The sequence below is a fragment of the Arsenophonus endosymbiont of Apis mellifera genome, assembly GCF_903968575.1.
Lineage (GTDB): Bacteria > Pseudomonadota > Gammaproteobacteria > Enterobacterales > Enterobacteriaceae > Arsenophonus > Arsenophonus apicola.
Genome location: NZ_CAJCFU010000027.1, coordinates 1 through 26546, shown reverse-complemented (window position 1 = coordinate 26546; position 26546 = coordinate 1). Strand labels below are relative to the sequence as shown.

Here is a 26546-nt window from a genome sequence, read left to right as displayed (position 1 = left end):
TGCATCAGGCTTGCGCCCATTGTGCAATATTCCCCACTGCTGCCTCCCGTAGGAGTCTGGGCCGTGTCTCAGTCCCAGTGTGGCTGATCATCCTCTCAGACCAGCTAGAGATCGTCGCCTAGGTGAGCCTTTACCCCACCTACTAGCTAATCTCATATGGGTTCATCCGAAGGTGTGAGGCCTAATGGTCCCCCACTTTGCTCCTTAGAGATTATGCGGTATTAGCCACCGTTTCCAGTGGTTATCCCCCGCCTTCGGCCAGATCCCCATACCTTACTCACCCGTCCGCCGCTCGCCGGCAAGAAAGCAAGCTTTCTCCCGCTGCCGCTCGACTTGCATGTGTTAGGCCTGCCGCCAGCGTTCAATCTGAGCCATGATCAAACTCTTCAATTAAAAGTTTGATGCTCAAAGAATGTTTTACTGGCCGTAACGCTTCTTTTTGCCACTTTGTCGACGTTTTAACGCCTTCGCTGTGGCCCAAAATCACGTTACTGCTTATTAGTTCATATATGAATTAACTGTTTTGTCACTCTTCAAGACTTAATCTTCAAATAGTTTTTGATGATGTCTTGCGAGTGCCCACACAGATTGTCTGATTAATTGTTAAAGAGCGTGCGACCCAGGTCGCGAGGTGGCGTATATTACGCTTTTCACCTGTAAAGTCAAGTAGTTATTTCTACTTTTCTTTACCCTAAGTCGATAAAATCCTCTTTAATTGATTCGTTCTATCCTGACTCAGTGGGGGCGCATTATAGAGCGCCTAAAAATTTACTCAACTACTTTTTGTGTTTTTTTATTTATATGAATATATTTTCGTCATAATGAATTAAAATTCTACAAAATTAGCTCGATTTTATAGTATCCAGTCAACTCTATAATTTTAAAATGCAAAGATAAGCCTATAGGGTATTTAATTAAAAGAATTTTTAATAATATAAAATACAAATTTATCAATTCACTCTTTGATAACCAATTCAAATAATTTAATTAGGATAAACATAGCAATGATTTCTAATATAAGACCTTATTTGCACCTAAAACCCATCATTGGCAATAATGCGTTTATCGATCCAACGGCTGTGGTTATTGGTGATGTACGCATTTCTGATGATGTAAGCGTTTGGCCACTAACTGTCATACGTGGTGATGTCAATTACGTTTCTATTGGAGCAAGAACTAATATTCAAGATAGTTCCGTACTTCATGTTACACATAAAAATAAACTTAATCCCCAAGGGTATCCTCTTATTATTGGAGAAGATGTTACCATTGGGCATAAAGTTATGTTGCATGGATGTACTATTGGTAACCGAATTTTGGTGGGTATGGGTTCAATTATTTTAGATGGCGCAAAGATTGAGAATAATGTCGTTATAGGCGCAGGTAGTTTAGTCACACAAGGCAAAAAATTAGAAAGTGGTTATTTATATATAGGCAGCCCGGTAAAACAGATTAGAAAATTAACGTCTGAAGAATTAGAAGGCTTAGTTCAGTCCGCTGCTAATTATAAAAATTGGAAAAATAATTACTTATAAATTTATTATAAGAAATGCCGTACACAATTTTACCTGACATTTTTATCGTTTTTTCGTAAAAAATATACTAACTAATTTATGTCACCATTTTTCTTTTAATCGCTGTAATACAGATGAAATATCAGGTAATTTACCGTGCCATAATTTAAAAGCATAAGCCGCCTGACCGACTAACATCCCAATACCATCAGCATATTTTAATATCCCATTAGTTTTTGCTAATGCTAAAAATGGTGTTTCATTTAACCGATAGAACATGTCATAACAAAAAACATTTTGCTTAAATATATTCGTTGAGATAGCAGGAACTTTCCCTGTAACACCAGAAGATGTGGCATTGATAATTAAATCATACTCGGCAGAATGAATAGATTGCAACATCAATGAATTGATATGTCCTATAGTAGAAAATTTTTTTGCCAGTTCATCTGCTTTACTAAATGTTCGATTCGTAATCGTTATTCGACAACCATAATTTAAAATAGGCGCTATAACACCACGTGCGGCACCACCAGCACCAATTACTAATATATGCCTCCCCTTTTCAATAAAACTCAACCGCTCAAGATCTAAAATTAAACCTATTCCATCAGTGTTATCACCTAGTAATCTATGATCATCTAACCTTTTGATAGTATTAACTGAACCACATATTTGAGCTTGTTCAGTTAATTCATCAACTTTATGGTAAGCTAACTCCTTAAAAGGTAGAGTAATATTTGCCCCCATTCCTCCTTGACCAAAAAAATCATCTAATTTTTCCTCAAATTTATTTACAGGGACTAACACTTTGCCATAATCATATTTAATACCAGTTTGCTCAGCAAATAATTTATGAATAAGTGGTGATTTACTATGTAGCACGGGATTGCCAAATACCGCAAATTCTTCCATTCACATTAACCTTTTCGATATAGATGGCCTGTTATTATATCTCGAATTTCAGATGGTTTTTTACGTCCCCCAACAGAACCTTCTAAAACGGATACATGGCCATTAAACTGGGCAATAACTTCTTCTTTTGTTCTGCATGGTGATAATCCATTTAAATTAGCGCTAGTAGAAATTAATGGTTTGCCATATAAAAAACAAAGCTTTTTAATTAACTCAAAATTTGTAATACGCACCGCTAGTGAATCAAATTTGCCTGTTAACCATTTTGGTGTGTCTTTTCTGGCAGGTACTACCCAGGTAATAGATTTAGCTCCTGTTGAAAGCATCATTTCTTTTTGTAAATTAGTTAATTTATTATCATCAATATAAGGTGTTAATTGTTCATAGTTTCCAGCTATTAAAATTAATCCTTTTTCCCATGAACGCTGCTTTAATAATAATAACTGACGGACTACTTTCTCATTATCAGGATCACATCCGAGGCCAAAAACAGCTTCTGTCGGATATGCTATAATTTTGCCTTCATTTAACGCTACAATAATATTTCGAAACGAAGGGGATATTTCATCAAACATGCCAATTATTCCATATATTTTTATTACTGCTGTTTATTACATAATTTATTTGCACAAAATATTTTCATATCTTGTGAAACCTTTTTTTCTATTAATAATGGATACTGACAGAAAGAACATTTACCAGAAATTGGTTTAGCGTTAACCACAAATTGACACTTAGGATAACAATTACAACCATAAAATACTTTGCCAAAACGTGACGTTCTTTGCAGTAATTCACCACCGTGACACTGTGGACATCCCACTAACGTTTTATCGGGTTTATCAATTAACTCTGTATGTTCACATTGAGGATAATGACTGCATCCAACAAACATACCGAAACGTCCTCGCTTCAACACCAAATTATGCCCACATTTGGGACAAAAATAATCCGATAATTCTTTAATTATTTGGCTGTCGGCTGCTTGTTTTAAAGGCCGAACATAATCACATTTAGGATAGTTAGAGCAAGCAACAAAAGGCCCATATCCCCCATTTCGAATAATAAGTTCACTATGACATTTAGGACAATACTCCTTATCTTCATGTGCCTTTTTTCCAATAAGGATTGGCTTTTGCATTCTCATCTCACTTTAATTAGTCGACTCTAATATATCCACCAGACACAAAGATAGCTTTACCCATCAATTCAAACTCCAACAATTGAGTAGATACCTCAATAACTGATAAGCCACTTCTTTCAGCAATTAAATCTATAGGTGTTGGTTCATAATCAATATAACTCAATATATTATTCATAGAATTATCGATCTGTAGATTATCAGATAGGATTTTATTTTCTGGTAACCATTGTAGTCCACTGTTTAAATATTCAATAACATCTTGGGGCGAAGAGGCTAAATAAGCCCCCTGTTGAATTAACCAGTGATTACCTTCATATAAGCTATTAGCTAACGCACCAGGTAAAGCAAAAATATCTTTACCTTGCTCCAACGCACATTTAGCCGTAATTAATGAACCACTTTTTAATCCAGCCGCAATCACAATTACTGCTTTACTTAAGCCGCTAATTATACGATTCCGACGAGGAAAATTCTTAGCTAACGGCGGAGTATCTGGTAGATATTCTGATACTAACGCCCCTTGTTCCTTAATTTTATTCGCTAAAGCAGTATGTTGAGTTGGATATAATTTATTTAAACCACTACCTAATACAGCAACAGTTAGTCCATTATGCTCTAATGCGGTTCTATGGCTAATCCCATCAATACCTATTGCTAAGCCACTGGTAATTGTAAATTTATGCATCACCAGTTCCTGACTAAATATTTGAGCCCATTTTTCACCATAAAAATCATTATAACGACTGCCTACCACAGCAATTTGAGCGGAATAAAGCGCTTTCTCTTTACCAGCAACGAAGAGTATAATTGGTGGCGAATATATCTGTTTTAACAAATATGGATAGTTGGGATCGGATAACGTAATGAGTTTATGCTCGCTTACATCTAGCCATTTCATTGCAGCATAAATAGCTTTTGAATTTGCATGAGTGAATTGTACACACTGATGGGGTGATAACCCACATGCTCGAAGAGAAGCAATTTTAACATTTTTTAATTCAATGAGTTTCTCTACAATTGCTGCAGCCTTAACAGCTGAAAGGTGAGAAACCATCCTCATGCGTAGCCATATTTCCCGTGGATCCATATACTTTCCAGACTTCATTGGCAATAAGTGTGTTTCATTTATAACCAATACTGTCAATCATAACGAGAAATGTCTAGAATAGGTATTAAATAACTTTCACTTTTTGGATATAGCTTTAAACATTTATGTCAGTATTAAATATATTACATTACCCAGATGAACGTCTTCGCAAAATTGCAGAACCGGTAAAAAAAGTTGATGCAGAAATACAACGTATCGTGAATGATATGTTTGAAACGATGTATGAAGAAGAAGGTATTGGTTTAGCCGCAACGCAGGTCAATATTCATCAAAGAATTATTGTTATTGATGTTTCAGAATCTCGTAATGAAAGATTGGTACTTATAAATCCCATTATCTTAGAAACATCTGGTGAAACGGGAATAGAAGAAGGTTGTCTTTCTGTACCGGAACAACGTGCATTCGTACCTCGTGCTGAATGGGTCAAAATTAAAGCCTTAGATGTCAATGGTAAAGAGTTCGAATTAGAAACAGATGATCTGCTTGCTATCTGTATTCAGCATGAAATAGATCATCTTAATGGCAAATTATTTATTGACTATCTTTCTGCATTAAAACGCCAACGCATTAGGCAAAAAATTGAAAAGCTTGAACGTCTAAAAGCTAAAACAAAGAAATGATATTTTTCATATTTTTAATATAGGGATCTTTACGTGTCAGACTGTCTACGAATCATTTTTGCCGGCACCCCTGATTTTGCAGCACAACATTTAGCTGCATTACTCAGTTTTCAGCATAAGTATCAAATAGTTGGCGTTTTGACACAACCAGATAAACCTGCTGGAAGAGGGCGAAAACTCACATCAAGCCCAGTAAAAATGCTAGCCGAAGAAGCGAATATTCCTGTTTTCCAGCCAACAACACTAAAAACAGCAGAAAGTCAGCACTGGATTGAAAATCAACATGCCGATGTTATGGTTGTTGTCGCATATGGCCTCATTTTACCTGAAATTGTATTAAATATGTTACCAATGGGTTGCCTGAATGTTCATGGCTCACTACTACCTCGCTGGAGAGGAGCAGCGCCAATTCAACGCTCAATTTGGGCTGGTGATAAAGAAACAGGTATTACAATTATGCAAATGGATATTGGTCTGGATACCGGGGATATGCTCTATCAAGTCAGTTGCCCTATTGAACTAAAAGATACCAGCGCGATACTGTATCAAAAACTTGCAAAACTTGGCCCTACTGCGCTGCTGCATACTCTTGATTTAGTCAAATCAGATCAAACAAAACCAGAAAAGCAAAATAATGCATTTGCTAACTATGCTGAAAAACTGAGCAAAGATGAAGCATTAATTGATTGGTCACTTTCGGCAGAACAAATCGAACGATGTATCCGGGCATTTAATCCTTGGCCAGTAAGCTATTTTATTTTTGCAGATAAAGCTTTTAAAGTATGGTATGCCGAAGTCATTTATCATGAAAATGACTCATCACCAGGAACAATTTTAAGTGCCGATAAAACAGGAATTAAAGTGGCAACCGGTAAAGGTATTTTAAACATCTTAAAAATACAACCGGCCGGTAAAAAAATAATGTTAGCTAGTGATTTTCTAAACTCTCGTCACGGATTGTTTATTCCTGGCAGAATAATAAATTCACCAATGCAATAAAATTAAAAATAAATTTCTTGCTTGCATTTATCATTAGTAGGTAATTATATTCAACATGAATAAAAAATATAACCTTAGAAGCATTTGTGCCCAGGTCATTGCCCAGGTTATTGATCAAAAACAATCATTAAGCACTGTACTACCCGAATGCCAAAAAAATATAACAGATAAAGATAAAGCACTTTTACAAGAACTCAGTTTTGGTGTACTTAGAGTGTTACCTTTATTGGAATGGTTTATTAAACAATTAATAACTAAGCCATTAAAAGGAAAACAACGCATTATTCATTATCTTATTATCGTAGGAATTTACCAACTTCGTTTTACTCGTATTCCTTCCCATGCAGCACTAGCAGAAACTGTTGATGGCGCTATCACACTAAAACTCCCTCAATTAAAAGGCTTAATTAATGGTGTATTGAGACAATACCAACGGCAAGAACAAATATTAAATGAAAAAGCCAATAATAAAGAAAATAATTATTTACATCCTAAATGGCTATTAGAAAAAATTCAGCAAGTTTATCCTGCTAAATGGGAAGAGATTCTTGAGGTTAATAACCAAAAACCACCTATGTGGTTAAGAGTAAATCAATTATATCATTCTACTCATGATTATTTAATGCTATTACAACAAGCGGGTATAGAGGCCAGTTTAAGTAATGACAGTAAATTTGCTATCAAATTACAAAAACCATGTGCGATTAACAAATTACCAGGATTTGACCAAGGTTGGGTAACCATTCAAGATTTATCAGCTCAACGATGCGTTGAATTATTAGCACCTAAAAATGGTGAATATATTCTTGATCTTTGCGCAGCTCCAGGTGGTAAGACAACGTATATACTTGAACTTGCGCCAAAAGCTGATGTTCTAGCAGTTGATATTGATGAACTACGAATAAAACGTATCCAAGAAAATCTTAATCGACTAAAATTACATGCAAGAGTTATTGCTGGTGATGGACGTAGACCATTCGAATGGATATCAGGTGCGAAATTTGATCGTATATTGCTAGATGCCCCTTGCTCTGCAACTGGTGTCATTCGTAGGCATCCAGATATAAAATGGCTTAGAAAACCGACAGATATCCCGCAATTGGTCAAATTACAATATGAAATTCTTGAGGCTATCTGGCCTTACTTAAAAACCAATGGCACCCTAGTTTATGCTACTTGCTCTATTTTACCGGATGAAAACAAAGAACAAATAAAGAAATTTCTTTTTCATCATCCAGAAGCATCTTTAAATAACAATATGGAACTAGGCCAACAAATATTACCCACTCAACGGGGAGGAGATGGTTTCTTTTATGCTTCTCTAATAAAAAATTAACACTACTATTTTGAATACATACTCAATCTGGCAGTGAGATAAAAATATAATGAAAATTATCATATTAGGTGCAGGACAAGTTGGTGGAACACTCGCAGAAAATTTAGTTGATGAAAACAACGATATCACTATCGTAGATACTAATACTGAACGTTTACGCCAATTACAAGATAAATTCGATCTAAGAGTTGTCAGTGGGCATGGCTCATACCCTAGAGTCCTAAGGGAAGCCGGAGCTGAAGATGCTGATATGCTTGTCGCTGTAACAAATTCAGATGAAACTAATATGATTGCATGCCAAATCGCTTATTCTCTTTTTAACACGCCAAATAAAGTTGCTAGAATACGCGCATCTGAATATATCAAAGAAACTGAAAAACTTTTTACCCCTGACCACATACCGATTGATTACCTTATTTCACCTGAGCAGCTTGTTATTGATTATATTTATAAATTAATCCAATATCCTGGTGCACTTCAGGTTGTTAACTTCGCAAGTGGCAAAGTAAGTATTGTTGCGGCAAAGGCCTACTATGGAGGTTCATTAGTAGGTAATTCCCTTTCAAATTTACGTGAACACTTACCCCATATTGATACCCGAATTGCTGCTATATTTCGTCAAGATAGACCTATTCGACCACAGGGATCCACAATTATTGAAGCAGGTGATGAAATTTTTTTTGTTGTAGCTACTGAGCATATTCGTGCTGTCATGAGTGAACTACAACGTCTAGAAAAACCCTATAAACGAATTATGATAGTGGGTGGTGGTAATGTTGGTGCTGGTTTAGCAAAACAACTAGAAAAAGATTACAGTGTTAAATTAATCGAACGTGATCAAGAAAGAGCAACTGAATTAGCCGAACTATTACATGATACAATCGTGTTTTATGGTGATGCTTCAGATCAAGAGCTACTAGCGGAAGAACATATCGAGCAAACAGATGTTTTTATAGCACTAACTAATGATGATGAAGCCAATATTATGTCAGCTATGTTAGCTAAAAAAATGGGCGCTAAGAAAGTGATGGTTCTTATTCAACGTTCTGCTTATGTTGATCTTGTACAAGGAGGAGTCATTGATATCGCTATATCACCTCAACAAGCAACAATTTCCGCTTTACTTGGACATGTTCGTAAAGCGGATATAATTAATGTTTCATCCTTGCGTAAAGGTGTTGCTGAAGCCATAGAAGCTATTGCTCACGGTGATGAAAACACATCCAAAGTCGTTGGTCGAAAAATTTCAGAGATAAAACTTCCTCCTGGCACTATTATTGGTGCTATTGTTCGTGATGATGAAGTCATCATTGCAAATAGTTACCATATTATTGAACAGGATGATCACATCATTATGTTCATTACTGATAAAAAACACGTTCCTGAAGTAGAAAAGATCTTCCAACCTAGCCCATTCTTTTTGTAAAAATTTTGATAGAAATATATTAAAAGATATTATAATTTAAACATTCTTATAAATTTTACGTTTTATTTTGATTAATGGTGAGGAGACTATGAGCTTTTTAAAAGAGTTCCGTGAATTTGCAATGAAAGGCAACGTTATTGATTTAGCTGTAGGTGTTATTATCGGTGCAGCATTTGGCAAAATTGTTTCTTCGCTTGTTGCCGATATTATTATGCCACCACTCGGATTACTTATTGGAGGTATTGATTTTAAGCAATTTCATTTTGTCTTAAAAGAAGCCCACGATAATATACCCGCTGTTGTTATAAATTATGGTATCTTTATTCAAAATGTTTTTGATTTTCTTATCATCGCTATAGCAATTTTTGTTGCGATAAAACTTATAAATAAATTGCGTCGTGAAAAGGAAGAAGCACCTGCTGCAGCGCCAACTAAAGAAGTCACATTATTAACCGAAATACGTGATTTACTAAAAAAACAAAAATAATTTAAACGAGTGAGTTAGTGATAATAAATTTTTTTAATTAATCCTCACTAACTCACTAGTTAGCTCTTTATTATGCTTCATTTTACGTTGATAACTCCCTTTTCCTTTTTTATTTTTTTCAATTCGTTGCCTATATAGAGGATCATGCAGTATGGCTGCTACTGCACTCTTCTTTATAACTCCTCGTTTATGCTGATAATTTGCCATATTAAACACTCCAATATCAATCACTCAATTGAATAAATACTTATAAAATTTGCTTTTAGCTAAAATGTATATCTCATTTAATGTTTATTAGCGCCCTGTTCAAGGATCTCTAAAATTGAGCATCTAGTACTAACATGTTTACTACCACAACAAGCGGCACTGAGCATTTTTAATGAGTCCTTCATTCTCTCCATTTCTATAATTTTAATTTCGATCTCTTGCAAGCGGGCATCTACAATATTTTTTGACTCCTGGCATGTATGATGAGCAGGATCAATACGAATAGACAATAACTCTGAAATTGATTCCAAAGTAAAGCCAAGCTGCTTAGCATAACGAATAAAACGTAAACGTTGTAAATCTTTGCTGCTATAAAGACGATAACCGCTTTCTGTACGATTAGGACGTTCCATTAACCCTTGTTTTTCATAGAAACGAATTGTGTCTGTAGTTACATCTGCCAACTTAGCTAATTTACCTATCTGATACATAAATACCTCTTATATATGTATAAATATCATTCACTATGATAGCAAACTATGAAATGACAAAAAGTTAATTTTTGATAATAAAAAACCGGGATTAATCCCGGTTTTTTATGTAATTGCAAATTTACTCTGCAGTTAATTCTGCTTGAGACTCAACAGTACGATCAACAAGCTCGATGTAAGCCATCGGCGCATTGTCACCGGCACGGAAGCCACACTTCATAATACGAGTATAACCACCTGCACGGCTCGCGAAACGCGGTCCAAGTTCATTAAATAATTTTGCCACGATCTCATTATCACGAGTACGGGCAAATGCCAGACGACGATTAGCTACGCTGTCGGTCTTGGCAAGAGTAATCAGTGGCTCAACGACACGGCGCAACTCTTTCGCCTTTGGTAAAGTTGTCTTGATAATCTCATGACGAACTAAAGAACCAGCCATATTACGAAACATAGCTTGGCGATGGCTACTATTGCGGTTCAATTGACGACCACTCTTACGATGGCGCATGACCTTATCCTTCTCAGTAAAACCTTAACCTGTGATCTCATTCATCAGCAATGCTTGCTGGAGGCCAATTTTCTAGACGCATACCTAGCGATAAACCTCTTGATGCCAAAACATCCTTAATTTCAGTAAGTGATTTTTTACCAAGATTAGGTGTTTTAAGCAACTCAACTTCAGTGCGCTGAACCAAATCACCGATGTAGTGGATAGCTTCTGCTTTTAAACAGTTAGCAGAGCGGACAGTCAACTCCAGATCGTCAACTGCACGCAGCAGAATCGGATCGAACTCTGGCTTCTCATCTTTAACTTCAACCTTAGCAACATCGCGTAAATCAACGAAAGCTTCGAGTTGTTCAGCCAAGATAGTTGCTGCTCGACGAATCGCCTCTTCTGGATCGATTGTGCCGTTAGTTTCCATCTCGATAACCAGTTTATCCAAATCAGTGCGTTGTTCTACACGCGTCGCTTCAACATTGTAGGCAATACGCTCCACAGGGCTATAGCATGCGTCAACTAATAAACGACCGATTGGGCGCTCATCTTCTTCCGAATGAATACGGGCAGAAGCCGGTACATACCCACGACCACGCTGTACTTTGATACGCATATTAATAGCAGCGCTTTCATCAGTTAGATGGCAGATAACATGTTGCGGCTTGACGATTTCGATATCATCATTAGGGGTGATATCGGCGGCAGTCACAGGGCCAATTCCAGATTTATTCAAGGTCAGAATAACTTCATCTTTACCGTGAACTTTTACCGCCAGCCCTTTCAGGTTAAGGAGAATCTCCAAGATATCTTCCTGCACACCTTCTTTAGTGCTGTACTCATGCAGTACACCATCAATTTCAACCTCGGTCACAGCACAACCCGGCATAGACGAAAGCAAAATACGGCGTAGTGCGTTACCAAGAGTATGGCCAAAGCCACGTTCTAACGGTTCAAGGGTTACCTTGGCGTGAGTCGAACTAATTTGCTCGATATCAACCAGGCGCGGTTTAAGAAACTCTGTCACAGAACCCTGCATTGTGTCCTCTCTTTGGTACTAAGCTTTACTTAGAGTAAAGCTCGACGATCAGGTGTTCGTTAATGTCAGCAGACAGATCAGCACGTTCAGGAATACGTTTGAACACACCTTCCATCTTAGCAGCATCAACTTCCAGCCAACTTGGCTTCTCACGCTGTTCAGCAAGCTCTAAAGCAGCCTTAATACGAGACTGTTTTTTCGCTTTTTCACGAACGCTGATAACGTCATTCGGGGAAACCTGATAAGAAGCAATATTAACAACTTGACCATTTACCATGATTGCTTTGTGGCTAACCATCTGACGTGCTTCCGCGCGTGTTGCGCCAAAGCCCATACGATAAACAGTATTATCTAAACGACCTTCGAGCAAATTCAACAGATTTTCGCCCGTATTGCCTTTCAATCGCGTTGCTTCTTTATAATAGTTACGGAATTGACGTTCTAGAACACCGTAAATACGACGAACTTTTTGTTTCTCACGTAACTGAACACCATAATCAGATAGACGCGGTTTACGTGCGCCATGCTGTCCAGGTGCCTGTTCTAATTTACACTTGGTGTCAATCGCGCGAACGCCAGACTTAAGAAAAAGATCTGTACCCTCGCGACGGCTCAGCTTGAGCTTAGGACCCAAATATCTAGCCATTTTCTTTCTCCAACAATCCTAAAAACGTAACGTAATTAAACACGACGTTTCTTCGGTGGACGACAACCGTTATGAGGGATCGGAGTCACATCAGTAATGTTAGTAATGCGGAAACCAGCCGCATTTAACGCACGGATAGTTGACTCACGGCCAGGACCAGGTCCTTTAACCATAACTTCTAAGTTTTTGATTCCGTACTCTTTCACTGCTTCAGCACAGCGTTCTGCTGCAACTTGAGCGGCAAACGGAGTAGACTTACGAGAACCACGAAAACCAGAACCACCTGCGGTTGCCCAACCCAATGCATTACCTTGACGATCAGTAATAGTAACAATTGTGTTGTTAAAAGAAGCATGGATATGAGCCACACCGTCTGAAACTTGTTTTCTTACACGCTTACGTGCACGAATAGGTGCTTTTGCCATTATTTAATACCCCGACTTATTTCTTGATCGGCTTACGTGGGCCCTTGCGGGTACGCGCATTAGTCTTAGTACGCTGACCACGCACAGGAAGACCACGGCGGTGACGTAAACCACGATAGCAACCAAGATCCATTAGGCGCTTGATGCTTAGGGTAACTTCACGACGCAAATCACCTTCAACAATGTATTTAGCAACTTCGTCACGTAACTTGTCGATTTGCTCTTCAGACAGCTCACTGATCTTAACATGCTCAGCAATACCACTTGCTGCACAGATTGACTGCGAGCGAGTTTTGCCAATGCCGTAAATCGATGTTAATGCGATTACGGTATGTTTATGATCAGGAATGTTAATGCCTGCTATACGGGCCACTATGCACTCCTAAAGTTAAATACTGCATAACTGTGCTGAAAAGCCCGCTTTCAGGATACTCAAACAGTTATACATTTTTTAGATAAAAAGTTTGGCTGGCTAATTTAGCCAGCTCAACTCAACTTTGCAAGAAAAAAATGCTTTTTCTTAACCTTGACGCTGTTTATGTCTTGGTTCAACGCTGCAAATCACACGAACACTACCATTACGTTTAATGATTTTACAGTTACGGCATAATTTCTTGACTGAAGCACGAACTTTCATTTTTACTCTCCGTAACTTCTAAAGCAAATTAATTTAAAAGCAATTATTTACCTTTAAGATTTGCTTTTTTCAATGCAGACTCATATTGACTAGACATCATAAGAGTTTGCACTTGAGCCATAAAGTCCATAATAACGACGACGACAATTAGAAGTGAAGTACCACCAAAATAGAATGGAACTTTCATTGCGTCACGCATGAACTCCGGGATTAAGCAAATAAAAGTAATGTACAATGCACCTACTAATGTGAGGCGCGTCATTACTTTGTCGATATACTTTGCCGTTTGCTCTCCCGGACGAATTCCTGGTACAAATGCACCGGACTTCTTCAGGTTATCTGCTGTTTCTCTCGGATTAAAAACTAATGCCGTATAAAAGAAACAGAAGAAGATGATTGCAGATGCATAAAGTAACACATAAAGCGGTTGTCCTGGCTGCAAATACATTGAAATAGCTGTCAGCCAACCCCAACCTGTTCCATCACCAAACCAGGAAGCTATTGTACCTGGGAACAGTATAATACTGGAAGCAAAAATTGCAGGAATAACGCCTGCCATATTTACTTTTAATGGTAAATGTGTGCTTTGTGCAGCATAAATGCGACGACCTTGTTGACGTTTTGCGTAGTTAACCACTATACGGCGCTGACCACGCTCCATAAAAACCACAAAATAAGTCACAGCAAATACTAAAACTGCAATCAACAACAACAGGAGGAAGTGCAAATCGCCTTGCCGAGCTTGTTCAATGGTATGGCCGATAGCCGGCGGGAGCCCCGCAACGATACCTGCAAAGATAATGATAGAGATACCGTTTCCAATACCTCTTTCAGTAATTTGCTCGCCTAGCCACATCAAAAACATTGTTCCTGTCACTAAACTAACAACAGCCGTGAAATAAAACGGAAAACCAGGATTGATTACCAGCCCCTGCATTCCGGCCATATTAGGCAAACCTGTCGCAATACCAATAGATTGGAATATCGCTAATACCAAAGTACCATAACGCGTATACTGGCTAATTTTACGACGACCGGCTTCCCCTTCCTTCTTAATCTCTGCTAACCGTGTATTAACTACTGTCAGTAATTGGACAATAATTGATGCCGAAATATACGGCATAATTCCCAACGCAAAGATAGAAGCACGACTAAGCGCACCACCTGAAAACATATTAAACATTTCAATGATGGTGCCTCTTTGCTGTTCAAGCAATTTGGCAAGCACAGTGGCATCAATACCAGGAATAGGAATAAAAGAACCAATACGGAAAACAATCAGCGCCCCAATTACAAACAAAAGCCTGCGTTTAAGTTCGCCTATGCCACCTTTAGCACTTTGAAAATCTAAACCTGGTTGTTTTGCCATCTGTAACTTATTCCTCGATTTTACCGCCAGCGGCTTCAATTGCAGTCCGTGCACCTTTTGTTACACGAAGACCACGCACAGTAACTGGACGATTAACTTCACCAGAAAGAATAACTTTCGCATATTCTATTTGAATGCCAACTATATTAGCAGCTTTCAGCGTATTCAGATCAATGACATCGCCTTCAACTTTAGCAAAGTCTGACAAACGAACTTCTGCAGAGATCATTGCTTTACGTGAAGTAAAACCAAATTTTGGTAAACGACGATATAAAGGCATTTGACCGCCTTCAAAACCACGACGTACGCCACCGCCAGAACGAGACTTCTGACCTTTATGACCACGTCCGCCCGTTTTACCTAAACCGGAACCAATACCGCGACCTACGCGTTTAGGTGCATGTTTAGCACCTTCAGCTGGAGACAGAGTATTTAAGCGCATCTGTTACTCCTCAACTTTAACCATGTAGGAAACCAAATTGATCATGCCGCGGATCGCTGGTGTATCTTCACGTTCTACAGTATGACCGATACGACGCAGACCTAAACCAGTCAATGTTGCCTTATGCTTTGGCAAACGACCAATAGAACTGCGAACTTGTGTAATTTTAATAGTCTTAGCCATGGTCCATTACCCCAGAATTTCTTCGACGGATTTACCACGCTTAGCTGCGACCATTTCTGGAGACTTCATACTGTCTAAAGCATCCAGTGTTGCACGAACAACATTAATTGGGTTCGTGGAACCATAGGTTTTAGCCAGTACGTTATGAACACCGGCAACTTCCAATACAGCGCGCATTGCACCGCCTGCGATAATACCCGTACCTTCATGAGCAGGTTGCATAAACACGCGAGAGCCTGTGTGAGCACCTTTTACTGGATGATACAAAGTACCATTATTGAGAGCGACGTTTTTCATGTTGCGACGGGCTTTTTCCATCGCTTTCTGGATTGCTGCCGGAACTTCGCGTGCTTTACCATAGCCAAAACCAACACGACCGTTACCATCACCAACAACAGTTAGTGCAGTAAAACTAAAAATACGGCCACCTTTAACAGTTTTAGCTACACGATTTACCGCGATCAGCTTTTCCTGCAGTTCGCCAGCTTGTTTTTCGATGTGAGCCATCTTACACCTCTACCTTAGAACTGAAGGCCAGCTTCACGGGCAGCATCTGCCAGTGCCTGGACTCGACCATGATATTGGAAACCAGAGCGGTCAAAAGCAACTTCTTTGATGCCTTTTTCCAACGCGCGCTCAGCAATTATTTTACCAACTACTGCTGCGGCTTCTTTGTTTCCTGTGTATTTTACTTGCTCATTGATAGCTTTTTCTATAGTAGAAGCAACCACCAAAGTTTCAGAACCGTTTGGTGCAATAACCTGCGCATAAATATGACGAGGGGTACGGTGTACCACCAAGCGCGTTGCACCCAGTTCATGGAGTTTGCGGCGTGCGCGGGTCGCACGACGGATACGAGCTACTTTCTTATCCATAGTGTTACCTTACTTCTTCTTAGCCTCTTTAGTACGCACGATTTCATCGGCGTAACGAACACCTTTACCTTTATAAGGTTCAGGACGACGGTAAGCACGCAATTCTGCTGCAACTTGCCCAATTGCCTGTTTATCTGCACCTTCCAACACAATTTCAGTCTGTGAAGGACATTTTGCAGTAATACCTGCTGGCAGCACATGCTCAACCGGATGAGAGAAACCTAAAGACAAACTTACACTATTGCCTTTAATAGCTGCACGATAACCGACACCAACCAGCTGAAGTTTCTTAGTGAAGCCTTCGGTAACACCAATAACCATTGCATTCAATAAAGAACGCGCTGTACCCGCTTGTGCCCATGCATCAGCAAAACCTTCGCGAGGTGCAAACGTTAATTGATTATCAGCATGTTTGACTTCAACAGCTTTATGGATTGTACGAGTAAGCTCGCCATTTTTACCTTTAATCGCTATATCCTGACCGTTAAGTTTAACTTCTACGCCGGCAGGAATGACGACAGGTGCTTTTGCCACACGAGACATTCTTTCCTCCCGAATTAAGCTACGTAGCAGAGAATTTCGCCACCTAAACCTGCTTGGCGAGCTGCACGATCAGTCATGACACCTTTAGAAGTAGAAATAATAGCAATGCCTAAACCAGCCATAACCTGTGGTAGCTCATCTTTTTTCTTATAGATGCGCAAACTTGGGCGGCTTACACGCTGAATGCTTTCTACAACAGCCTTACCTTGGAAATATTTCAATGTAATTTCCAATGTTGGCTTGATGTCGCCTTCAATTTTATAATCTTCGATATAACCTTCTTCCTTAAGCACTGTAGCAATCGCCACTTTTAGCTTAGCGGAAGGCATGTTGACCGCAGCTTTATTAGCGGCCTGACCGTTACGGATACGGGTTAGCATATCCGCGATGGGATCTTGCATGCTCATCTGTCTTTACTCCCGTGATTCAATTGGTGATAATTACCAGCTAGCCTTTTTAAGACCCGGGATTTCACCGCGCATAGCGGATTCACGGACTTTAATACGGCTTAGACCAAATTTCCGCAGAAAACCATGCGGACGCCCAGTTTGACGACAGCGGTTGCGTCGACGAGAAGGGCTGGAATCACGTGGCAGCGTTTGCAGCTTAAGAACAGCATTCCAACGATCTTCATCAGATGTATTCACATCAGAAATAATAGCTTTCAATTTTGTGCGCTTTGCAAAGAATTTTTCAGCTAATTTTGCACGTTTCACATCACGTGCTTTCATTGATTGTTTAGCCATGAATACCCTGCCTTACTTACGGAACGGAAAGTTAAACGCCATCAACAGTGCAAGACCTTCATCATCTGATTTCGCAGTCGTGGTGATAGTAATATCTAAACCACGTACACGATCCACTTTATCATAATCGATTTCAGGAAAGATGATTTGTTCACGTACACCCATGCTGTAGTTACCGCGACCATCAAATGATTTTGTGGATAAACCACGGAAATCACGAATACGTGGTACAGCAATAAAAATCAGACGCTCAAAGAATTCCCACATACGTTCGCCACGCAGGGTCACTTTACAGCCGATTGGATAGCCCTGACGGATTTTGAAGCCTGCAACAGATTTGCGCGCTTTGGTGATAAATGGTTTTTGTCCTGTTATTGCCGCTAAATCAGCAGCTGCATTATCAAGCAGCTTTTTATCAGCAACAGCTTCACCAACACCCATGTTCAGGGTGATCTTCTCGACCCGAGGGACTTGCATGACAGAATTGTAGCCAAACTGAGTCATCAGCTTTTGGACTACCTCGTCTTTGTAGTAATCATGCAGTTTCGCCATCGTATACTCCAAAAATTACTTAATAGTTTCACTATTAGATTTGAAGAAACGCACTTTTTTGCCATCTTCAATTCTAAAACCTACTCGGTCAGCCTTGCCAGTTGTCACATTAAAGATTGCAACGTTAGAAACATCAATTGCTGCTTCTTTTTCGACGATGCCACCTGGTTGATTCAGAGCCGGGACAGGCTTCTGATGTTTTTTAACCAGATTAATCCCTTCAACAATGACTTTACCAGAAGAAAGAACCTGTTTTACTTTACCGCGCTTGCCTTTATCTTTGCCAGCCAACACGATAACTTCGTCATCACGACGGATTTTCGCTGCCATTGTGCCCGCTCCTTAGAGTACTTCTGGTGCCAGAGAGATAATTTTCATAAACTTCTCAGTACGAAGTTCACGAGTTACCGGCCCAAAAATACGCGTACCGATAACTTGCTCACTTGTATTGTTTAACAACACACAAGCATTGCCATCGAAGCGAATGACAGAACCGTCAGGGCGACGAACACCCTTCTTGGTGCGCACCACTACCGCTTTCAGGACATCACCTTTTTTTACTTTACCGCGTGGAATTGCTTCTTTAACAGTAATTTTGATGATATCACCTACATCTGCGTAGCGACGGTGCGAGCCACCTAGAACCTTGATACACATTACGCGACGTGCGCCGGAGTTGTCGGCTACGTTCAGCATAGTCTGTTCTTGGATCATTTTAGTGCTCCGCTAAATGTCAACTACAACTAAGCCGCTTCCTATATAAATTGAAGAGGCAGTACAATTACCCATATATGAGGGCGCAGCATTATAACACCACATCATCAATATGGACAGAAAAAATAAACGGCCGCTTTGTTAAGAGCCGCTTATTCTATTATGAAATGGCTATCCTATTACAGAACAGCTTTTTCTACAACGCGAACAAGTGTCCATGACTTTGTTTTGGACAGTGGGCGGGTTTCACGGATTTCCACTAGATCACCGATACCACATTCATTGTTCTCGTCATGTACATGCAATTTGGTCGTACGACGGATAAACTTACCATATAAAGGATGTTTTACCATACGCTCAATAGCAACGACAATAGATTTCTCCATCTTATCGCTAGTTACACGACCTTGCAAAGTACGGATTTTATCGCTCATTACGCACCCGCCTTTTCAGTCAATAAAGTCTTAACGCGTGCAATATCACGACGTACTTGTTTCAACAGGTGAGACTGTTGCAGTTGGCCACTTGCTGCCTGCATACTCAAGTTAAATTGCTCACGTAGCAGATTAAGCAGTTCAGTGTTCAACTCTTCAACGCTTTTTTCGCGCAGCTCTTTTGCTTTCATTACATCACCGTCTTAGTTACAAAGGTGGTTTTGATAGGCAGTTTTGCTGCTGCCAACTTGAATGCTTCACGAGCTAGCTCTTCTGGAACACCGTCCATTTCATAAAGAACTTTGCCAGGTTGGATCAAGGCAACCCAATACTCTACGTTACCTTTACCTTTACCCATACGCACTTCAAGTGGCTTTTCAGTAATAGGTTTATCTGGGAACACACGGATCCAGATTTTACCCTGACGCTTAACTGCACGGGTCATGGCACGACGTGCCGCTTCAATCTGACGTGCAGTCAGACGTCCACGACCTACTGCCTTCAGACCGAAAGTGCCGAAGCTAACATCCGTACCCGCAGCCAGACCGCGATTGCGACCTTTATGCATTTTACGGAATTTCGTACGCTTTGGTTGTAACATCAGCGACTCTCCTTGCGGCCTTTACGCTGCTGCTTTTTAGGTTGAACTGTCGGTTTTTCAACCTGTTCAACAGCAGCCATACCACCTAGAATCTCACCTTTGAAGATCCATACCTTAACGCCGAGTACACCATAAGTGGTGTGCGCTTCTGCAGTGTTATAATCGATATCAGCACGCAAGGTGTGCAATGGCACACGGCCTTCACGATACCACTCAGTACGTGCAATTTCAGCGCCGCCTAAACGACCACTGACTTCCACTTTTATACCTTTTGCACCTAGACGCATAGCATTTTGTACTGCACGTTTCATAGCTCGACGGAACATAACACGACGTTCCAGCTGTGAAGCGATACTATCAGCAACTAATTTAGCATCCAGTTCAGGCTTACGTACTTCAGCAATATTGATTTGCGCAGGAACACCAGCAATATCTGCTACTGTCTTACGCAGTTTCTCGACATCTTCACCTTTTTTACCAATAACGATACCAGGACGAGCAGTGTGAATAGTTACACGGATGCTCTTCGCAGGACGTTCGATAACGATACGTGAAATAGATGCCTTTGCCAGTTCTTTATTCAAATACTGGCGTACTTTAAAATCGCTGTCTAGGTTGTCAGCGAATTCTTTTGTATTCGCATACCAAGTAGAGTTCCAAGGTTTGACAATACCCAGGCGAATACCATTAGGATGTACTTTCTGACCCATTGCTAGTCTCCAGAGTCTCAGCGATCGGACACAACCACAGTAATGTGGCTGGTGCGCTTCAAAATACGATCTGCACGGCCTTTCGCGCGAGGCATGATGCGTTTCATAGTTGGACCTTCGTTAACGAAAATTTTCGTAACTTTTAAGTCATCAATATCAGCACCATCGTTGTGCTCGGCGTTAGCGATAGCAGACTCAAGTACTTTCTTCACTAAACCAGCAGCTTTCTTGTTGGTATAGTTCAGAATTTCTAGAGCTTGCGACACTTTCTTACCGCGAATCAGATCAGCCACTAAACGAACCTTCTGAGCAGAAGAACGAGCGTGGCGATGCATAGCGATAGTTTCCATCTCTTCCTCCTACCTTAACGTTTCTTGGCCTTTTTATCGGCCGCATGGCCGCGATAAGTACGGGTCGGCGCGAATTCACCCAATTTATGCCCAACCATTTCGTCGGTAACATAAACTGGAACATGCTGACGACCATTATGGACAGCGATGGTCAAACCGATCATGTTAGGAAAGATCGTTGAACGACGGGACCAAGTCTTGAGAGGCTTTTTGTCTCCGCTTTCCACCGCTTTCTCTACCTTCTTCAGCAAGTGCAGGTCAATAAAAGGACCTTTCTTGAGAGAACGTGGCATGGTTTATCCTCTAATTATTTTTTAGAACGGTGACGTACGATATATTTATCAGTACGCTTATTGCTACGGGTCTTCTTACCTTTGGTTTGAACGCCCCAAGGTGTTACTGGGTGTTTACCAAAGTTACGACCTTCACCACCACCATGTGGATGGTCTACTGGGTTCATCGCTGTACCACGAACGGTAGGGCGAATTCCACGCCAGCGGCTAGCACCAGCTTTACCCAGAACACGTAGCATATGCTCCGCATTACCAACTTCACCTAATGTTGCACGGCAATCAGAAAGTACTTTACGCATTTCGCCAGAACGTAGACGGATAGTTACATAACTACCATCACGTGCAACGATTTGCACATAAGCACCAGCTGAACGAGCCAACTGACCGCCTTTACCTGGCTTAAGCTCAACATTATGAACTGTTGAACCGACAGGAATATTACGCATAGGTAAAGCATTACCTGTTTTAATTGCTGCATCTACACCAGACTGAATTTGGTCACCAGCTTTTAAGCCTTTTGGTGCCAGAATATAACGGCGTTCTCCATCTTTATAGAGAACTAATGCAATATTCGCAGAACGGTTTGGATCATATTCCAGACGTTCAACAGTAGCAGCGATACCATCTTTATTACGTTTAAAGTCAATCAGACGATAATGCTGCTTGTGACCACCACCAATATGACGCGTAGTAATACGACCATTATTGTTACGTCCACCGGTTTTATTGCTTTTTTCTAGCAACGGGGCATAAGGTTTGCCCTTATGCAGCTCAGGGTTAACCACTTTAAATACGTGGCGACGGCCCGGAGACGTAGGTTTACATTTAACAACTGCCATTGTTCTTTACTCCTCCGACTTACTCTGCACCACCGATGAAGTCCAGATTCTGGCCTTCTTTCAGAGTGACGTAAGCTTTTTTCCAGTCGCTACGACGACCAATTCGCTGACCGTGGCGTTTGGTTTTGCCTTTAACCAGTAGTGTATTTACACCTTTGACTTCAACTTCGAACAGTTTTTGTACGGCAGCCTTAATCTCTGCTTTAGTTGCATCTTTCGCAACTTTAAGCACGATGGTGTTACTTTTTTCCATCGCTGTAGAAGCTTTTTCAGAGACATGCGGTGCACGTAGTACTTTTAGCAGACGTTCTTCACGGATCATGCTAGCATCTCCTCAATTTGCTTCACAGCGTCAGCCGTCATAACTACTTTGTCGAAGGCAATTAGACTAACAGGATCGATACCTATTGCATCACGAACATCAACTTTGTATAAGTTACGAGCTGCTAAAAACAAGTTTTCATCAACCTCATTCGTGACGATCAATACGTCATCCAGAGCCATTTCCTTTAATTTTTGCACGAGAAGCTTAGTTTTTGGTGCTTCCAGAGCAAATTTTTCGACAACTATTAGACGATCCTGACGTACCAATTCGGACAAGATGCTTTTCAAAGCACCGCGGTACATCTTTTTATTTACTTTTTGACTGTGGTCCTGTGGTCTCGCTGCGAAAGTGACACCACCAGAGCGCCAAATTGGGCTCTTAACTGAACCAGCACGTGCACGACCAGTGCCTTTCTGACGCCATGGTTTTTTACCAGAACCTGAAACCTCAGCACGAGTTTTCTGAGCACGAGTACCTTGACGAGCACCAGCTGCATACGCAACAACTACTTGATGCACAAGCGCTTCATTGAAATCACGCCCGAAGGTAGTTTCGGAAACAGTCAGCGCGCTTTGCGCGTCTTTCATTACCAATTCCATTCCTATCTCCTCGACGTTATGCCTTAACAGCTGGTTTTACAATCAGGTTGCTACCAGTCGCACCTGGAACAGCACCCTTGACCAACAGCAGATTACGCTCAGCGTCAACGCGTACTACATCCAGACTTTGAACAGTTACACGTTCATTACCCAATTGGCCTGCCATTTTCTTGCCTTTAAATACCTTACCCGGCGTTTGGTTTTGTCCAATAGAACCCGGAACACGGTGTGACAAGGAGTTACCATGAGTAGCGTCCTGAGTGCGAAAATTCCAGCGTTTAACCGTACCAGCAAAACCCTTACCTTTAGAGGTACCAGTAACGTCGACTTTCTTGACGTCAGCAAAAATTTCAACACTAATGCTTTGACCTACGGTAAATTCTTCATTTTCACTCAAACGAAATTCACGTAGGATACGACCAGCTTCAACACCAGCTTTAGCAAAATGCCCAGCTTCAGGTTTTTTTACACGGTTTGCTTTTTTGCTACCCGTAGTAACCTGAATTGCATTATAACCATCGGTTTCCAGGCTCTTAACCTGAGTCACTCGGTTATTTTCTATTTCGATAACAGTTACAGGAATAGAAACACCATCTTCAGTGAAGATACGCGTCATTCCTACTTTCTTCCCGACTAAACCAAACATTGTTTCAACCTCTCAATCGCGCAACGACCTGATTAACCCAGGCTGATCTGCACATCTACACCGGCAGCCAGATCCAGACGCATCAGAGCATCAACGGTTTTTTCAGTTGGCTCAACGATGTCAACCAGACGCTTATGAGTACGAATTTCGTACTGATCACGTGCATCTTTATTAACATGCGGCGAAATCAGAACGGTAAAACGTTCTTTACGTGTAGGTAACGGGATCGGACCACGTACTTGAGCGCCAGTGCGCTTAGCAGTTTCAACGATTTCCGCAGTTGATTGATCAATTAAACGATGATCAAAGGCTTTCAGGCGGATACGGATTCTTTGGTTCTGCATGAGACCAGAGCTCCAACTATTTTATAAACGTAAAAAATTACTCCTCGCACCCATTTCGATTGATAGGGGAGTGTAATCGTTCTCATAATAACCTCCAAATCGGAGGTATTGTTTTTAACGCAGTTTTACTGCTTGCTAGCTTTTACGACCAGGCCCCTAAATTAAAGAGCCCGTGCATTATACGTAATTTCAAAATAAGAGCAAGCCATAGATAAAAAAAATTGCATAAAATTTATATATAAAAATCTTATGCAATAATATTTGTGAGATATCTTAATAAATAAAAAAATAAATACCTGTTAAATCATTTCTCTTCTCGGAGCTGAGACTGTAAGTAATTTTTTAGGCCTATACTTGCTATCAAACTCAATTGCGTTTCCAGCCAATCAATATGATTTTCTTCATCGGTTAGTATTTCAATCATTAAATCACGACTAACATAATCACCAACTGAATCTGCATAAGTAATTGCTGAACGCAAATCTTTCGCTCCATCCAGTTCAAGCTGTAAATCAGATTTAAGCATTTCTTCTACATTCTCACCAATATTTAATTTACCTAAATCCTGCAAATTAGGTATCCCTTCAAGAAAGAGGATCCTTTCGATATATTTATCAGCATGTTTCATCTCATCGATAGATTCTTCATATTCAATATCGTTAAGACGTACTAAACCCCAATTTTTAAACATACGGGCATGTAAAAAATATTGATTGATTGCAACAAGCTCATTACCCAATAATTTATTTAAATGGGTGATCATTTTTTTATCGCCTTTCATTTTTTTCCTCCACTTCCAGTATCTAAAGTGTAGATAGAAATTGTTAGACGAACAGAATAGAAAAATATTTTATTGAAAAAATGACAAGTAATTTATTGATTACAGCTAGAAAGGTTTTTTATAACATTTAAATTTATTCTATTAATTCATTGCACTGTTTCAATTTCAGTAACAGCAGCTAATTTTATTTGTTCAGTTTTAATTAGCTCAGTTGCTTGAGCTAGGCATTTCCCACAATGACTACCAATAGATACACACTTCTTTAATCCACTAATGGAAGTTATGCGATTATCCCGAACTAAAGTTTTTATTGTTTTATCACTAATTCGATTACATAGACAGATATACATTTTCATACCGGTAAATTACAATCCCGCGCTAATATTAAATGATAATAATTTTCATTTCAATATTTAGATGTTGGTTTAAATTATATACACATAGAATTATGTGTATCGGTAAAAATTTTATAGCCTACATAAAAAAAGAGGCTTTCGCCTCTTTTTTCAAATTTAATATCTAATTAAGCAATAATTTTAGCCACGACACCCGCACCAACTGTACGACCGCCTTCTCGGATCGCAAAACGCAACCCTTCATCCATCGCGATTGGCGCTATCAACGTCACTTTCATGTTGATATTATCGCCTGGCATTACCATCTCCACGCCTTCTGGCAATTCGATTGTGCCCGTGACATCCGTCGTTCTAAAATAAAACTGGGGACGATAACCTTTAAAGAATGGCGTGTGGCGTCCGCCCTCATCTTTGCTCAAAATATAGACTTCTGATTCAAATTGAGTATGCGGTTTGATTGAACCTGGTTTGGTCAATACTTGACCTCGCTCTACATCTTCACGCTTTGTACCACGTAATAATACACCTACGTTCTCTCCTGCACGTCCTTCGTCCAACAGTTTGCGGAACATTTCTACGCCCGTACACGTAGTTTTCGTCGTCTCTTTAATCCCTACTATTTCGACTTCTTCACCAACTTTTACTATACCACGCTCTACTCGACCTGTTACTACCGTTCCACGGCCTGAGATTGAAAACACATCTTCAATTGGCAACAAGAATGGCTTATCTATCGCACGCTCTGGCTCTGGAATATAGCTATCCAACGCATCGGCTAACTCAATAATTTTCTCTTCCCACTCTGCAACGCCTTCCAGCGCTTTCAACGCTGAACCTCTGATTACCGGCGTGTCATCTCCTGGGAAATCATACTGAGAAAGCAACTCACGTACTTCCATTTCAACCAGTTCCAGCAACTCTTCATCATCAACCATGTCACATTTGTTTAGGAAAACGATGATATAAGGAACTCCTACCTGGCGGCCTAATAGGATATGCTCACGTGTTTGTGGCATTGGGCCATCGGTTGCTGCTACCACTAAAATTGCACCGTCCATCTGTGCCGCACCGGTGATCATGTTTTTTACATAATCTGCGTGGCCTGGGCAATCTACGTGGGCATAATGGCGGCTAGGGGTATCGTATTCTACGTGAGAAGTAGAAATGGTGATCCCGCGCGCTTTTTCTTCTGGTGCATTATCTATTTGATCAAATGCTCGCGCATTTCCACCATATTTTTTCGCTAATACGGTAGTGATTGCTGCGGTTAAAGTTGTTTTACCATGGTCAACGTGGCCGATTGTACCAACGTTAACGTGCGGTTTTTTACGTTCAAATTTTTCTTTAGACA

At 40.2% G+C, this 26546-nt stretch carries 43 protein-coding genes and 1 rRNA gene; 6 read left to right on the top strand and 38 right to left on the bottom strand.

Annotation, left to right across the window (positions count from 1 at the left end):
* A 16S ribosomal RNA gene (locus tag H1X92_RS02415) occupies window positions 1–393 on the bottom strand; the annotation flags it as partial.
* Between the two features lie 611 nt (window positions 394–1004).
* On the opposite strand from H1X92_RS02415, the gene H1X92_RS02410 reads away from it, so the two are divergent.
* Window positions 1005–1535, top strand: coding sequence for a gamma carbonic anhydrase family protein (locus H1X92_RS02410; RefSeq protein ID WP_180558687.1), 531 nt, complete (start codon window positions 1005–1007; stop codon window positions 1533–1535).
* Between the two features lie 81 nt (window positions 1536–1616).
* Here the strand turns inward: H1X92_RS02410 and aroE are convergent, their stop codons facing one another.
* Genes aroE through dprA form a run of 4 tightly spaced genes read right to left on the bottom strand, consistent with a single transcriptional unit; the run spans window position 1617 to window position 4660 of the window.
* Window positions 1617–2429, bottom strand: a complete 813-nt coding sequence (gene aroE, locus H1X92_RS02405) for a shikimate dehydrogenase (protein ID WP_180558686.1) — start codon at window positions 2427–2429, stop codon at window positions 1617–1619.
* 5 nt (window positions 2430–2434) lie between these two features.
* Window positions 2435–3004 (bottom strand): Sua5/YciO/YrdC/YwlC family protein, encoded by a 570-nt coding sequence (locus tag H1X92_RS02400; RefSeq protein WP_180558685.1) that lies wholly within the window; start codon window positions 3002–3004, stop codon window positions 2435–2437.
* A 23-nt stretch (window positions 3005–3027) separates the two neighbouring features.
* Complete coding sequence (locus H1X92_RS02395) at window positions 3028–3570, bottom strand: DNA topoisomerase family protein (RefSeq protein WP_180558684.1); 543 nt, start codon at window positions 3568–3570, stop codon at window positions 3028–3030.
* Window positions 3571–3586: 16 nt separating this feature from the next.
* Window positions 3587–4660 carry a DNA-processing protein DprA gene (dprA, locus tag H1X92_RS02390; RefSeq protein WP_180558683.1) on the bottom strand — a complete coding sequence of 358 codons (1074 nt, stop codon included), beginning with the start codon at window positions 4658–4660 and terminating at the stop codon, window positions 3587–3589.
* Between the two features lie 125 nt (window positions 4661–4785).
* Between dprA and def the strand changes: the two genes are divergently transcribed.
* From def to mscL, 5 genes are all read left to right on the top strand, one after another.
* Window positions 4786–5301 (top strand): peptide deformylase, encoded by a 516-nt coding sequence (def, locus tag H1X92_RS02385; RefSeq protein WP_180558682.1) that lies wholly within the window; start codon window positions 4786–4788, stop codon window positions 5299–5301.
* A 33-nt stretch (window positions 5302–5334) separates the two neighbouring features.
* The gene (fmt, locus tag H1X92_RS02380) at window positions 5335–6300 is read left to right on the top strand and encodes a methionyl-tRNA formyltransferase (RefSeq protein ID WP_180558681.1); all 966 of its coding nucleotides are present in this window, start codon (window positions 5335–5337) and stop codon (window positions 6298–6300) included.
* Between the two features lie 55 nt (window positions 6301–6355).
* Complete coding sequence (gene rsmB / locus H1X92_RS02375) at window positions 6356–7636, top strand: 16S rRNA (cytosine(967)-C(5))-methyltransferase RsmB (RefSeq protein ID WP_180558680.1); 1281 nt, start codon at window positions 6356–6358, stop codon at window positions 7634–7636.
* A 49-nt stretch (window positions 7637–7685) separates the two neighbouring features.
* Complete coding sequence (gene trkA / locus H1X92_RS02370; protein WP_180558679.1) at window positions 7686–9062, top strand: Trk system potassium transporter TrkA; 1377 nt, start codon at window positions 7686–7688, stop codon at window positions 9060–9062.
* 88 nt (window positions 9063–9150) lie between these two features.
* Window positions 9151–9549 carry a large-conductance mechanosensitive channel protein MscL gene (gene mscL, locus H1X92_RS02365; RefSeq protein ID WP_180558678.1) on the top strand — a complete coding sequence of 133 codons (399 nt, stop codon included), beginning with the start codon at window positions 9151–9153 and terminating at the stop codon, window positions 9547–9549.
* A gap of 33 nt (window positions 9550–9582) precedes the next feature.
* Here mscL and H1X92_RS02360 read toward each other — a convergent pair whose 3' ends face one another.
* From H1X92_RS02360 to tuf, 33 genes are all read right to left on the bottom strand, one after another.
* A complete protein-coding gene (locus H1X92_RS02360; RefSeq protein WP_180558677.1) occupies window positions 9583–9756 on the bottom strand; it encodes an alternative ribosome-rescue factor A in 174 nt (57 codons plus the stop codon).
* 77 nt (window positions 9757–9833) lie between these two features.
* Window positions 9834–10247, bottom strand: coding sequence for a Zn(2+)-responsive transcriptional regulator (zntR, locus tag H1X92_RS02355; protein WP_180558676.1), 414 nt, complete (start codon window positions 10245–10247; stop codon window positions 9834–9836).
* Window positions 10248–10368: 121 nt separating this feature from the next.
* The gene (gene rplQ, locus H1X92_RS02350; RefSeq protein WP_180558675.1) at window positions 10369–10758 is read right to left on the bottom strand and encodes a 50S ribosomal protein L17; all 390 of its coding nucleotides are present in this window, start codon (window positions 10756–10758) and stop codon (window positions 10369–10371) included.
* 37 nt (window positions 10759–10795) lie between these two features.
* Entirely contained in the window at window positions 10796–11785 is a 990-nt protein-coding gene (locus H1X92_RS02345; RefSeq protein WP_026823156.1) for a DNA-directed RNA polymerase subunit alpha, read from the bottom strand.
* Window positions 11786–11810: 25 nt separating this feature from the next.
* Window positions 11811–12431: a 30S ribosomal protein S4 gene (gene rpsD / locus H1X92_RS02340; protein WP_026823157.1), complete on the bottom strand. Its 621-nt coding sequence runs from the start codon at window positions 12429–12431 to the stop codon at window positions 11811–11813.
* A gap of 35 nt (window positions 12432–12466) precedes the next feature.
* Window positions 12467–12856: a 30S ribosomal protein S11 gene (rpsK, locus tag H1X92_RS02335; protein WP_002919257.1), complete on the bottom strand. Its 390-nt coding sequence runs from the start codon at window positions 12854–12856 to the stop codon at window positions 12467–12469.
* A gap of 16 nt (window positions 12857–12872) precedes the next feature.
* Complete coding sequence (gene rpsM / locus H1X92_RS02330) at window positions 12873–13229, bottom strand: 30S ribosomal protein S13 (protein ID WP_026823158.1); 357 nt, start codon at window positions 13227–13229, stop codon at window positions 12873–12875.
* Window positions 13230–13376: 147 nt separating this feature from the next.
* Entirely contained in the window at window positions 13377–13493 is a 117-nt protein-coding gene (gene rpmJ / locus H1X92_RS02325) for a 50S ribosomal protein L36 (RefSeq protein WP_026823159.1), read from the bottom strand.
* Window positions 13494–13536: 43 nt separating this feature from the next.
* The gene (secY, locus tag H1X92_RS02320; RefSeq protein ID WP_180558674.1) at window positions 13537–14862 is read right to left on the bottom strand and encodes a preprotein translocase subunit SecY; all 1326 of its coding nucleotides are present in this window, start codon (window positions 14860–14862) and stop codon (window positions 13537–13539) included.
* A 7-nt stretch (window positions 14863–14869) separates the two neighbouring features.
* Window positions 14870–15304 carry a 50S ribosomal protein L15 gene (gene rplO / locus H1X92_RS02315; RefSeq protein ID WP_180558673.1) on the bottom strand — a complete coding sequence of 145 codons (435 nt, stop codon included), beginning with the start codon at window positions 15302–15304 and terminating at the stop codon, window positions 14870–14872.
* A gap of 3 nt (window positions 15305–15307) precedes the next feature.
* Entirely contained in the window at window positions 15308–15487 is a 180-nt protein-coding gene (gene rpmD, locus H1X92_RS02310) for a 50S ribosomal protein L30 (RefSeq protein WP_026823162.1), read from the bottom strand.
* 6 nt (window positions 15488–15493) lie between these two features.
* Entirely contained in the window at window positions 15494–15994 is a 501-nt protein-coding gene (gene rpsE, locus H1X92_RS02305; RefSeq protein WP_026823163.1) for a 30S ribosomal protein S5, read from the bottom strand.
* Window positions 15995–16008: 14 nt separating this feature from the next.
* Window positions 16009–16362, bottom strand: coding sequence for a 50S ribosomal protein L18 (gene rplR / locus H1X92_RS02300; RefSeq protein WP_180558672.1), 354 nt, complete (start codon window positions 16360–16362; stop codon window positions 16009–16011).
* Between the two features lie 9 nt (window positions 16363–16371).
* Window positions 16372–16905 carry a 50S ribosomal protein L6 gene (gene rplF, locus H1X92_RS02295; RefSeq protein WP_180558671.1) on the bottom strand — a complete coding sequence of 178 codons (534 nt, stop codon included), beginning with the start codon at window positions 16903–16905 and terminating at the stop codon, window positions 16372–16374.
* A gap of 14 nt (window positions 16906–16919) precedes the next feature.
* Entirely contained in the window at window positions 16920–17312 is a 393-nt protein-coding gene (gene rpsH / locus H1X92_RS02290) for a 30S ribosomal protein S8 (RefSeq protein WP_026823166.1), read from the bottom strand.
* A gap of 33 nt (window positions 17313–17345) precedes the next feature.
* Window positions 17346–17651, bottom strand: coding sequence for a 30S ribosomal protein S14 (gene rpsN, locus H1X92_RS02285; RefSeq protein WP_180558670.1), 306 nt, complete (start codon window positions 17649–17651; stop codon window positions 17346–17348).
* A 12-nt stretch (window positions 17652–17663) separates the two neighbouring features.
* On the bottom strand, window positions 17664–18203 hold the full coding sequence (rplE, locus tag H1X92_RS02280) for a 50S ribosomal protein L5 (RefSeq protein ID WP_026823168.1): 540 nt from the start codon (window positions 18201–18203) through the stop codon (window positions 17664–17666).
* Window positions 18204–18218: 15 nt separating this feature from the next.
* Window positions 18219–18533, bottom strand: coding sequence for a 50S ribosomal protein L24 (gene rplX / locus H1X92_RS02275; protein WP_026823169.1), 315 nt, complete (start codon window positions 18531–18533; stop codon window positions 18219–18221).
* Window positions 18534–18545: 12 nt separating this feature from the next.
* The gene (rplN, locus tag H1X92_RS02270; protein ID WP_026823170.1) at window positions 18546–18917 is read right to left on the bottom strand and encodes a 50S ribosomal protein L14; all 372 of its coding nucleotides are present in this window, start codon (window positions 18915–18917) and stop codon (window positions 18546–18548) included.
* Between the two features lie 179 nt (window positions 18918–19096).
* A complete protein-coding gene (rpsQ, locus tag H1X92_RS02265) occupies window positions 19097–19351 on the bottom strand; it encodes a 30S ribosomal protein S17 (protein ID WP_026823171.1) in 255 nt (84 codons plus the stop codon).
* The gene (gene rpmC, locus H1X92_RS02260; RefSeq protein ID WP_026823172.1) at window positions 19351–19542 is read right to left on the bottom strand and encodes a 50S ribosomal protein L29; all 192 of its coding nucleotides are present in this window, start codon (window positions 19540–19542) and stop codon (window positions 19351–19353) included. Before rpmC ends, rpsQ begins: the two co-directional genes overlap by 1 nt.
* Window positions 19542–19952, bottom strand: a complete 411-nt coding sequence (gene rplP, locus H1X92_RS02255; protein WP_032116388.1) for a 50S ribosomal protein L16 — start codon at window positions 19950–19952, stop codon at window positions 19542–19544. Before rplP ends, rpmC begins: the two co-directional genes overlap by 1 nt.
* Complete coding sequence (rpsC, locus tag H1X92_RS02250) at window positions 19952–20662, bottom strand: 30S ribosomal protein S3 (RefSeq protein ID WP_032116387.1); 711 nt, start codon at window positions 20660–20662, stop codon at window positions 19952–19954. The genes rplP and rpsC overlap by 1 nt, the downstream gene beginning before the upstream one ends.
* Before the next feature lie 17 nt (window positions 20663–20679).
* A complete protein-coding gene (gene rplV / locus H1X92_RS02245; protein WP_026823175.1) occupies window positions 20680–21012 on the bottom strand; it encodes a 50S ribosomal protein L22 in 333 nt (110 codons plus the stop codon).
* A 14-nt stretch (window positions 21013–21026) separates the two neighbouring features.
* Window positions 21027–21305, bottom strand: coding sequence for a 30S ribosomal protein S19 (rpsS, locus tag H1X92_RS02240; RefSeq protein ID WP_026823176.1), 279 nt, complete (start codon window positions 21303–21305; stop codon window positions 21027–21029).
* 14 nt (window positions 21306–21319) lie between these two features.
* Window positions 21320–22144 carry a 50S ribosomal protein L2 gene (rplB, locus tag H1X92_RS02235; RefSeq protein ID WP_180558669.1) on the bottom strand — a complete coding sequence of 275 codons (825 nt, stop codon included), beginning with the start codon at window positions 22142–22144 and terminating at the stop codon, window positions 21320–21322.
* Between the two features lie 19 nt (window positions 22145–22163).
* Window positions 22164–22466, bottom strand: a complete 303-nt coding sequence (gene rplW, locus H1X92_RS02230; protein ID WP_032116384.1) for a 50S ribosomal protein L23 — start codon at window positions 22464–22466, stop codon at window positions 22164–22166.
* Entirely contained in the window at window positions 22463–23068 is a 606-nt protein-coding gene (gene rplD / locus H1X92_RS02225) for a 50S ribosomal protein L4 (protein ID WP_026823179.1), read from the bottom strand. Before rplD ends, rplW begins: the two co-directional genes overlap by 4 nt.
* A gap of 16 nt (window positions 23069–23084) precedes the next feature.
* On the bottom strand, window positions 23085–23714 hold the full coding sequence (gene rplC / locus H1X92_RS02220; protein ID WP_180558668.1) for a 50S ribosomal protein L3: 630 nt from the start codon (window positions 23712–23714) through the stop codon (window positions 23085–23087).
* A 32-nt stretch (window positions 23715–23746) separates the two neighbouring features.
* Window positions 23747–24058 (bottom strand): 30S ribosomal protein S10, encoded by a 312-nt coding sequence (gene rpsJ, locus H1X92_RS02215; RefSeq protein WP_001181005.1) that lies wholly within the window; start codon window positions 24056–24058, stop codon window positions 23747–23749.
* A gap of 304 nt (window positions 24059–24362) precedes the next feature.
* The gene (bfr, locus tag H1X92_RS02210) at window positions 24363–24839 is read right to left on the bottom strand and encodes a bacterioferritin (protein WP_180558667.1); all 477 of its coding nucleotides are present in this window, start codon (window positions 24837–24839) and stop codon (window positions 24363–24365) included.
* Between the two features lie 146 nt (window positions 24840–24985).
* On the bottom strand, window positions 24986–25195 hold the full coding sequence (locus tag H1X92_RS02205) for a (2Fe-2S)-binding protein (RefSeq protein WP_225506334.1): 210 nt from the start codon (window positions 25193–25195) through the stop codon (window positions 24986–24988).
* A 167-nt stretch (window positions 25196–25362) separates the two neighbouring features.
* Window positions 25363–26546, bottom strand: a 1184-nt coding sequence (gene tuf, locus H1X92_RS02200) for an elongation factor Tu (RefSeq protein WP_180558647.1), incomplete at its 5' end; no start/stop codon positions are given.